This window comes from Pseudomonas sp. FSL R10-1350 (assembly GCF_009600525.1).
Lineage (GTDB): Bacteria > Pseudomonadota > Gammaproteobacteria > Pseudomonadales > Pseudomonadaceae > Aquipseudomonas > Aquipseudomonas helleri.
Genome location: NZ_WIVR01000100.1, coordinates 1 through 10,387, shown reverse-complemented (window position 1 = coordinate 10,387; position 10,387 = coordinate 1). Strand labels below are relative to the sequence as shown.

Genomic DNA, 10,387 nt, shown 5'->3' with positions numbered 1-10,387 from the left:
CAACACCGGCTCCAGCGGTGGCAGCGACCAAACCTGCACCTGCGCCAGCCGCCAAGCCCGCTCCGGCCCCGGCTCCCAAGCCTGCCGCCAAACCTGCTGAGAAGCCGGTGACTGTGGCCAAGGCTGCACCGGGCGGTAGCTGGTACGCCAGCCAACCGGCCAGCAACTACGTCGTGCAGATCGTCGGCACCAGCTCTGAAGCGTCAGCGCAAAATGTCGCAAAAGAGTTGGGTGGCGAAGCCCGTTATTTCAAGAAATCCTTGAACGGCAAGCCGCTGTACGTCGTGACTTACGGTAATTTCCCAAGCCATGCCGCCGCTACTGCGGCAATCAAGAACTTGCCAGCGAAGACGCAGGCTGGTAAACCTTGGCCTCGCACTGTCGCCAGCGTCCAACAAGAACTGGCAGCAGCTCGCTGATGAGACGGCGACTTTACCCAGGTCGCCGTTCTAGGCTCTGCACGAAATGTATCTGCGCTCGGTTATGCGGCGTTGAAAACAGGCTCGGAATGCTCATTTACAACCCGTAAACTCCGCTTCCTCGCCTGTTTTCGCCTTGCCTGACCTACGCTCGAAAACATTTCGTACAGACCTTTACCCATCAAAATATTCGCCCAGCATGCGACTTAATCGAGTCGCATGCGTTGTGGTGTCTGCGCCGTGCGGCGGTCAACATCAAAAATGTTTTGACTAGCACGAGCAATCGCTTTAAACCTTCATCAATGCGACATAAATTTACGGTTAATCGCCGCTTAATTTGTGGGTCTTTGCGACGGTGTGTAAAATGGCCACCCTTTTGCTACCGCTAAGCTGGCGTACGTTCAGCGCGGAAAGCAGGTGGTTGAATTAAAAAGAAATTTGCCCCTTTTTGGGGCAGCCTGGTGAGAAAGTGTCTATGAAAGCAGGTCTGTACCACCCCGATGAATTCAAGGATAACTGTGGTTTCGGCCTGATAGCCCATATGCAGGGCGAACCCAGTCATACCCTATTGCAAACCGCCATTGAGGCCCTGACCTGCATGACCCACCGCGGTGGGATCAACGCAGACGGCAAGACCGGTGACGGTTGTGGCCTGCTGATTCAAAAGCCCGATCAGTTCTTGCGTGCAGTCGCCAAAGAACAGTTCGGCACTGATTTGCCCAAGCAATATGCGGTCGGCATGGTGTTTTTTAACCAGGACCCGATCAAGGCCGAAGCGGCCCGCGCCCACATGAACCGCGAAATCCTCGCGGCGGGCCTGCAATTGGTGGGCTGGCGCAAAGTCCCGATTGATACCAGCGTGCTGGGTCGTCTGGCGCTGGAGCGTCTGCCACAAATCGAGCAAGTGTTCATCGCAGGCGACGGCCTCAGCGATCAGGACATGGCGATCAAGCTGTTCAGCGCCCGTCGCCGTTCCTCGGTGGCCAACGCAGCGGACACCGACCACTACATCTGCAGCTTTTCTCACAAGACCATTATCTATAAAGGCCTGATGATGCCGGCGGACTTGACCGCCTTCTATCCAGACCTTAGCGACGAGCGCCTGCAAACCGCCATCTGCGTGTTCCACCAGCGCTTCTCCACCAACACATTGCCGAAATGGCCGCTGGCTCAGCCATTCCGCTTTCTCGCCCACAACGGCGAGATCAACACCATCACCGGCAACCGCAACTGGGCGCAGGCCCGTCGCACCAAGTTTGCCAATGACCTGATCGGCGACCTCGACGAGCTCGGCCCGCTGGTTAACCGCGTGGGTTCTGACTCCTCCAGCATGGACAACATGCTTGAGTTGATGGTCACCGGCGGCATTGACCTGTTCCGTGGCGTGCGCATGTTGATTCCACCGGCATGGCAGAACGTTGAAACCATGGACCCCGACCTGCGGGCGTTCTATGAGTACAACTCCATGCACATGGAGCCGTGGGACGGCCCGGCGGGCGTGGTAATGACCGATGGTCGTTACGCGGTCTGCCTGCTCGACCGTAACGGCCTGCGCCCGGCGCGCTGGGTCACGACCACCAACGGCTACATCACCATCGCCTCCGAAATCGGCGTGTGGGACTACAAGCCTGAAGACGTGATCGCCAAAGGCCGCGTTGGCCCTGGGCAAATCCTTGCGGTCGATACCGAGACCGGCCAGGTGCTGGACACCGACTCCATCGACAACCGCTTGAAGTCGCGCCACCCCTACAAACAGTGGCTGCGCAAGAATGCCCTGCGCATTCAGGCCACCATTGAAGACAACGACCACGGGTCTGCGTTTTACGACGTCGATCAGCTCAAGCAATACATGAAGATGTACCAGGTCACGTTCGAAGAGCGCGATCAGGTGCTGCGCCCACTGGGCGAACAAGGCTACGAAGCCGTGGGCTCGATGGGTGACGACACGCCAATGGCCGTGCTGTCACAGCGTGTGCGCACGCCGTACGACTACTTCCGTCAGCAGTTCGCGCAGGTTACCAACCCGCCGATCGACCCGCTGCGTGAAGCCATCGTCATGTCGCTGGAAATCTGCCTCGGTGCCGAGCGCAACATCTTCCAGGAATCGCCAGAGCACGCCTCGCGCGTCATCCTCAGTTCGCCTGTGATCTCGCCAGCCAAATGGCGTTCGCTGATGAACCTCGATCTGCCGGGCTTTGAGCGTCAGATCATCGACCTCAACTACGACCAGTCGATTGGCCTTGAAGCTGCCGTGCGCAACATCGCCGACCAGGCCGAAGAAGCCGCGCGTGCGGGCCATAGCCAGATCGTCTTGACCGACCGTCATATCGCGCCGGGCAAGCTGCCGGTCCACGCCTCGCTGGCCGTGGGCGCTGTGCACCACCGCCTGACCGAAAAAGGCCTGCGTTGCGACAGCAACATCCTGGTCGAAACCGCGACCGCTCGCGACCCGCATCACTTTGCCGTGCTGATCGGCTTCGGCGCCTCGGCGGTGTACCCGTTCCTGGCCTACGAAGTGCTGGGCGACTTGATCCGTACTGGCGAAGTGCTGGGCGACCTCTACGAAGTGTTCAAAAACTACCGTAAAGGCATCACCAAAGGCCTGCTCAAAATCCTCTCGAAGATGGGCATCTCGACCATCGCGTCCTACCGCGGTGCGCAACTGTTCGAAGCCATTGGCCTGTCCGAAGAAGTCTGCAACCTGAGCTTCCGTGGTGTGCCAAGCCGCATCAAGGGCGCGCGTTTTGTCGACCTTGAAGCCGAGCAAAAACTGCTCGCCGCTGAAGCCTGGAGCCCGCGTAAAGCCATCCAGCAAGGCGGTCTGCTCAAGTACGTACACGGTGGCGAGTACCACGCCTACAACCCGGACGTGGTCGCCACCCTGCAAGCTGCTGTGCAGCAGGGCGATTACAGCAAGTTCAAGGAATACACCGCACTGGTCGATAAACGCCCGGTGTCGATGATCCGCGACCTGTTCCAGGTCAAAACCCTCGACACGCCATTGGCCATCGACGAGATCGAACCGCTGGACTCGATCCTCAAGCGCTTCGACTCGGCCGGTATCTCGCTCGGCGCCTTGTCGCCAGAAGCGCACGAAGCCCTGGCTGAAGCCATGAACCGCTTGGGCGCCCGCTCCAACTCCGGTGAAGGCGGCGAAGACCCGGCGCGTTACGGCACCATCAAAAGCTCGAAAATCAAACAAGTGGCCACCGGCCGTTTCGGCGTCACGCCGGAATACCTGGTCAACGCTGAAGTGCTGCAAATCAAGGTTGCCCAAGGCGCCAAACCGGGTGAGGGCGGGCAACTGCCAGGCGGCAAGGTCAACGGCCTGATCGCCAAGCTGCGCTATGCCGTGCCCGGCGTAACCCTGATTTCGCCACCGCCGCACCACGACATCTACTCCATTGAAGACTTGTCGCAGCTGATCTTTGACCTCAAGCAGGTCAACCCTAAAGCGCTGGTCTCGGTCAAATTGGTGGCCGAAGCGGGCGTAGGCACCATCGCCGCTGGCGTGGCCAAGGCGTATGCCGACCTGATCACCATCTCCGGCTACGACGGCGGTACCGGTGCATCGCCGCTGACCTCGATCAAATACGCGGGCGCGCCGTGGGAACTGGGCCTGGCGGAAACCCACCAGACCCTGCGCGGCAACGACCTGCGTGGCAAAGTGCGGGTGCAGACCGACGGCGGCCTGAAAACCGGCCTCGACGTGATCAAGGCGGCGATTCTGGGCGCTGAAAGCTTCGGCTTCGGCACCGCGCCAATGATCGCGCTGGGCTGCAAATACCTGCGTATTTGCCACCTCAACAACTGCGCGACCGGTGTGGCCACGCAAAACGAATCGCTGCGTAAAAACCACTACATCGGCACCGTCGACATGGTGGTCAACTTCTTCACCTACGTGGCCGAAGAAACCCGCGAGTGGCTGGCCAAGCTGGGCGTGCGCAGCCTTGAAGAGCTGATCGGGCGTACCGACCTGCTGGACATCCTGCCGGGCGAAACCGCCAAGCAGCACAACCTCGACCTCACGCCGTTGTTGGGCAGCGACCACATCCCGGCTGACAAGCCGCAGTTCTGCCAGGTTGATCGCAACCCGCCGTTCGACCAAGGCCTGCTGGCCGAGCAAATGCTCGACATGGCCCGTTCGGCGATCAACGACCTGAGCGGTGCCGAGTTCGACCTCGACATCTGCAACTGCGACCGTTCGATTGGTGCACGGATCTCGGGTGAAATCGCCCGCGCTCACGGCAACCAGGGCATGGCCAAGGCGCCGATCACGTTCCGCTTCAAAGGCACTGCCGGTCAGAGCTTTGGTGTGTGGAACGCCGGTGGTTTGAACCTCTACCTGCAAGGCGACGCCAACGACTACGTGGGCAAAGGCATGACCGGCGGCAAGCTGGTGATCGTGCCGCCTGCGGGCAGCGTCTACAAAACCCAGGACAGCGCCATTGTCGGCAACACCTGCCTGTACGGCGCCACTGGCGGCAAGCTGTTTGCCGCAGGCACCGCAGGCGAGCGTTTCGCGGTGCGTAACTCCGGTGCCCACACCGTGGTGGAAGGCACAGGCGACCACTGCTGCGAATACATGACGGGCGGCTTTGTCTGCGTATTGGGCAAAACCGGTTACAACTTCGGCTCAGGCATGACCGGCGGTTTCGCCTACGTGCTGGATCAGGACAACACGTTTGTCGACAAGGTGAACCACGAGTTGGTGGAGATCCAGCGTATCAGCGGCGAAGCGATGGAAGCCTATCGCAACCACCTGCAACACGTGCTGGACGAATACGTTGAGGAAACCAACAGCGAGTGGGGCCGTAATCTCGCGGAAAACCTCGATGATTACCTGCGTCGTTTCTGGATGGTCAAGCCTAAGGCTGCCAGCTTGAAAACGTTGCTTTCCAGCATCCGTGCCAATCCGCAATAACGATGCAGGGGCAAGCTTGCAGCTTCAAGCTGCAAGCTTGAACGCAGAATGCGGTGTACCGGTAAACGTGTTTGTCTTGCAGCTATGAGCTTGAAGCTTGTAGCTGTCGTAAAGAGGTTTTGAAGATGGCCGAACGTCTAAGTAACGACTTCCAATTCATCGATGTCGGGCGCAAAGATCCGAAGAAGAAACTGTTACGTCAACGCAAAAAAGAGTTCGTGGAAATCTACGAACCTTTCAAACCCCAGCAGTCGGCCGACCAGGCCCACCGCTGCCTGGGGTGCGGTAACCCTTACTGTGAATGGAAATGCCCTGTGCATAACTTCATTCCCAACTGGCTCAAACTGGTGGCCGAGGGCAACATCCTCGCCGCCGCTGAACTGTCGCACCAAACCAACACCCTGCCCGAAGTGTGCGGCCGGGTGTGCCCGCAAGACCGTCTGTGCGAGGGTGCTTGCACCCTCAACGACGGTTTTGGCGCGGTGACCATCGGTTCGGTTGAGAAGTACATCACCGACACCGCCTTCGCCATGGGCTGGCGCCCGGACATGTCCAAAGTGGTGCCGACCGGCAAGCGCGTGGCAATCATCGGCGCCGGGCCTGCGGGTCTGGGCTGCGCTGACGTGCTGGTGCGTGGCGGGGTGACCCCGGTGGTCTTCGACAAGAACCCGGAAATCGGCGGTCTGCTGACCTTCGGCATCCCGGAGTTCAAGCTGGAGAAAACCGTACTGAGCAATCGCCGCGAAGTCTTCACCGGCATGGGTATCGAGTTCCGCCTCAATACCGAAATCGGTAAAGACATCAGCATGGAAGAACTGCTGGCCGAGTACGACGCGGTCTTTATGGGCATGGGCACCTACACCTACATGAAAGGTGGTTTTGCCGGTGAAGACTTGCCGGGCGTGCACGACGCGCTGGATTTCTTGATTGCCAACGTCAACCGCAACCTGGGCTTTGAAAAAACGCCGGAAGATTTCGTCGACATGAAAGGCAAAAAGGTCGTGGTGCTGGGCGGTGGTGACACCGCCATGGACTGCAACCGGACCTCGATCCGCCAGGGCGCCAAGTCGGTGACCTGTGCGTACCGTCGTGACGAAGCCAACATGCCCGGTTCGCGCAAAGAGGTTAAAAACGCCAAGGAAGAAGGCGTGAAATTCCTCTACAACCGTCAGCCGATTGCGATTGTCGGTGACGGCAAAGTTGAAGGCGTGAAAGTGGTCGAGACCCGTCTCGGCGAGCCGGACGCCCGTGGCCGTCGCAGCCCTGAGCCGATTCCGGGCTCCGAAGAGATCATCCCGGCAGACGCCGTGATCATCGCGTTCGGCTTCCGCCCGAGCCCGGCGCCGTGGTTTGAGCAGTTCGACATCGCCACCGACAGCCAGGGCCGCGTGATTGCGCCTGAGCAGTCGCAGTTCAAGCACCAGACCAGCCACCCGAAGATCTTTGCCGGTGGCGACATGGTGCGCGGTTCTGACCTGGTGGTGACCGCGATCTTCGAAGGCCGCACCGCGGCAGAAGGGATCATGGACTACCTGGGCGTCTAACCTAAATCCTGTAGGAGCGAGCTTGCCTCGCGATCTTTTGATCTTTAAAAAGATCGCGAGACAAGCTCGCTCCTACAGCAAACAGTGCATCACCCCCGCGTCAAATCGCCCCGATAGATAAAAGGCACGGCTCTTGCCGTGCCTTTTGCGTCTGTCTCTGAGAAAATGCCCCCACTTTTTTTCCGGATGCAGACATGACTGATCTCAAGAATGACCGTTTCCTTCGCGCTTTGCTCAAGCAACCCGTAGACGTAACGCCTGTCTGGATGATGCGTCAGGCCGGCCGCTACTTGCCGGAATACCGTGCCAGCCGCGCCAAGGCCGGTGACTTCATGAGCCTGTGCAAGAATGCTGAATTCGCCTGTGAAGTCACGCTGCAGCCTCTGGACCGCTTCCCTCAGCTGGACGCGGCCATCCTGTTTTCCGACATCCTGACCATTCCTGATGCCATGGGCCAAGGCCTGTATTTTGAAACCGGCGAAGGCCCGCGTTTCAAAAAGGTCGTCAGCACCCTGGCCGATATCGAAGCTTTGCCGATCCCGGATCCGCAAAAAGACCTCGGCTACGTGATGAACGCGGTCAGCACCATCCGCCGCGAACTCAACGGCCGTGTGCCGTTGATCGGTTTCTCGGGCAGCCCGTGGACGCTGGCCACTTACATGGTTGAAGGCGGTTCGTCCAAAGACTTCCGCAAAACCAAAGCCATGCTCTACGACACGCCGCAGGCCATGCACTTGCTGCTCGACAAGTTGGCGCAGTCGGTCACCTCTTACCTCAACGGGCAAATTCTCGCGGGCGCGCAAGCGGTGCAGATTTTCGACACCTGGGGCGGCAACCTGTCGTCCGCGGCGTATCAAGAGTTCTCCCTGGCCTACATGCGCAAAATCGTCAGCGGCCTGATCCGCGAGCACGAAGGTCGCAAAGTGCCGGTGATCCTGTTCACCAAAAATGGCGGCCTGTGGCTGGAAAGCATTGCTGATGCCGGCGCCGATGCGCTGGGCCTGGACTGGACCTGCGATCTGGGCGAAGCCCGCCGCCGCGTGGGCAACAAAGTGGCCCTGCAAGGCAACATGGACCCGACCGTGCTGTACGCGAACCCCGAGGCCATCCGCACCGAGGTTAAACGCATTCTCGCCAGTTACGGCAAAGGTTCGGGCCATGTGTTTAACCTGGGCCACGGCATTACCCCGGAAGTTAAACCTGAACACGCCGGTGCGTTTATCAGCGCTGTGCATGAGTTCTCGGGGCAATACCACGAGTAAGTGCAGTTGTTGGAAGTGACCCTCGCTAAAACGCCCGGTTAATGCCGGGCGTTTTTTTATGCGTGTAAATAAAATAATTCAGACTTCCCTTATATGTATTTAGGAAGAGTCCTACATATTTAAATATCAGAATAAGTAAAATTTCCCACCCTGATTTCGGGCGGCCATGAATTATTTAAAACTTTCAGGCTGTCACGTAGGAAGTTTCTTAGTTTGTTGTAGTTGCCCGTGGTAGGGCTCTCTCTGTCATATCGCGTTGTTTATATCGTTGTGCGTTTAACAGAGAGCGCAATTTTTATCATTTATATAAAAAATAGAATGAGGCTTATATGGCTATTGCACTGTCAAAGTCCCGCAATTTGATGCTGTGCGCATCATCCTTAACGCTGATGGCTACCCTGTTTACGGCTCAACAGGCAGCTGCTCACGGTTACATGAACTCCCCTCCATCGCGGGCTTATGCATGTCAGCAAGGGCTGAACATTGACTGCGGTGCAGCTCAGTATGAACCGCAGACCGTTGGCGAAGCCCCTAAGGGGTTCCCTGAGTTCGGTCCGGCCGACGGCAAGATCGCAAGCGGTGGCCATGCCAGCTTCGCGGCATTGGACGCCCAGTCGGCCAATCGCTGGCACCTGACTGAAATCAAGGACCACACCATCGACTTCAGCTGGTTCTATACCGCTGCCCATAAAAGTACACGCTGGCAGTACTTCATCACTAAAGGTGGCTGGAACCCCAACCTGCCGATCTCCCGCGACAGCTTTGAACTGACACCGTTCTGCCAGGTTGAAGGTGGCGGCGGCGTGCCTATCGACGGCGCTGCGGGCGGTACAGGCCCGGCCAAAGACAAACACACCTGCTCGATCCCGACAGACCGCAGCGGTCACCACATTATTCTGGGTGTCTGGACGGTTGATGACACTGCCGCTTCGTTTTATGACGTTGTGGATGTCAACATCACCGCGCAGAGCGCAGACCCGGATGGCTGGAAAAACGTCGGTTCGATCTCGCAAACCCAGGCATTGCAGCCAGGCGATTCGGTCAAGGCACGTGCCTTTACCGGCAGCTCCGAAAGCGCTGAATACAGCTTCGGCGTCACCATTGAAAAACCAGAAGAAGGCCAGCCGGCCAACTGGTCCTACAAATTGGCAGAAACCGTGAACGCGGCGAACAAGCCTTTGGTACGTGCAGGAGTACGCAATGAAAACGGTGACATTGAGCCGATCAAAGGCGCAAACACCCTTTACGTGAAGGCCGAGAGCGGCGTTACCCGCTACGAAATGCAGACCGTGATGGTGCCAGACCCGGGTGCTTACCTGCACCTGCATGATGTGGCGCCGGAGTACGTGCTGGTCAAAGGCAAGGGCACTGTTGGCTTCACGGTGATGACCAACAAAAATGTCACGCTTGAAGCCACGGTGTTCAACGCCACCCACAAACAAGTGGGCTACACCAAGCAAACCGTCAGCGCTACCACGTCGCCGGTCAGCATTGCGGTGACCAGCGCACCGGGCGAGCACTCCTTGAAACTGATTGCGACCAGCCAGGATGGTCGTGAAAACTTCCAGGACCTCAAGTCGATCAACCTGACCGGCGAAGGCGGTGCTCAGGAATATGACTTCGTGTTCCCTGAAGGCATTGCCGGTTACAAGGCGGGCACGTTGGTGCTTCAACCTAAAAACGACAAAGTCTATGAGTGCCAGCCGTTCCCGAATTCGGGCTACTGCATTCAATACAACCCGAATGCCAATGGTTTCGAACCGGGCGTTGGTGCGAGCTGGAACATGGCGTGGACTGAGAAGTAACTCCACGTATCAAGTCTGGATAACGTTTTTAATTTAATCGTTATCCACCGACAACTGTAGGAGCGAGCTTGTCTCGCGATCTTTTAAAACAATCAAAAGATCGCGAGGCAAGCTCGCTCCTATACGGTTCGTTTTAACAGTGAGTGATTTTTTATTTATTAATGGCTTACAGATGAAAAGGTTTTGAATAATTTTTCGGGTGCCATAACTCGCCACTTACCGCTCATCTTGAAGGTGCTGCTGTGGGGGGCGTGTTTCGGATATGGCGGGCACTTAGCCTGGCAAGAGTGGTTATACCGCCAGGCACTGGCCGCGCCGGTTATCGCCCCGGCTCGCCCGGCGCCCGCACCTGCGCTTGAGCCTTTTCAGCCAGAGGCCATCGCCAGCGTGCTGGGCCTTGCGCCTGAAGGCGCATTGGCACACAGCGCCGAGC

General features: G+C 58.1%; 5 protein-coding genes and 1 pseudogene. All 6 read left to right on the top strand.

What is annotated here, in order from left to right; all coding sequences use genetic code 11:
• On the top strand, window positions 1-419 hold a 419-nt coding region (locus GHO25_RS24435; protein WP_178110218.1), incomplete at its 5' end, for an SPOR domain-containing protein.
• A 475-nt stretch (window positions 420-894) separates the two neighbouring features.
• Entirely contained in the window at window positions 895-5,343 is a 4,449-nt protein-coding gene (gene gltB / locus GHO25_RS24430; protein ID WP_153330856.1) for a glutamate synthase large subunit, read from the top strand.
• Window positions 5,344-5,468: 125 nt separating this feature from the next.
• Complete coding sequence (locus tag GHO25_RS24425; RefSeq protein WP_153393024.1) at window positions 5,469-6,887, top strand: FAD-dependent oxidoreductase; 1,419 nt, start codon at window positions 5,469-5,471, stop codon at window positions 6,885-6,887.
• Window positions 6,888-7,081: 194 nt separating this feature from the next.
• Window positions 7,082-8,149 carry a uroporphyrinogen decarboxylase gene (gene hemE, locus GHO25_RS24420; protein WP_048366706.1) on the top strand — a complete coding sequence of 356 codons (1,068 nt, stop codon included), beginning with the start codon at window positions 7,082-7,084 and terminating at the stop codon, window positions 8,147-8,149.
• Between the two features lie 329 nt (window positions 8,150-8,478).
• Window positions 8,479-9,954, top strand: a complete 1,476-nt coding sequence (gene gbpA, locus GHO25_RS24415; RefSeq protein WP_153330854.1) for an N-acetylglucosamine-binding protein GbpA — start codon at window positions 8,479-8,481, stop codon at window positions 9,952-9,954.
• 183 nt (window positions 9,955-10,137) lie between these two features.
• Window positions 10,138-10,387 (top strand): annotated as a pseudogene (locus tag GHO25_RS24410) (hypothetical protein); the annotation flags it as partial.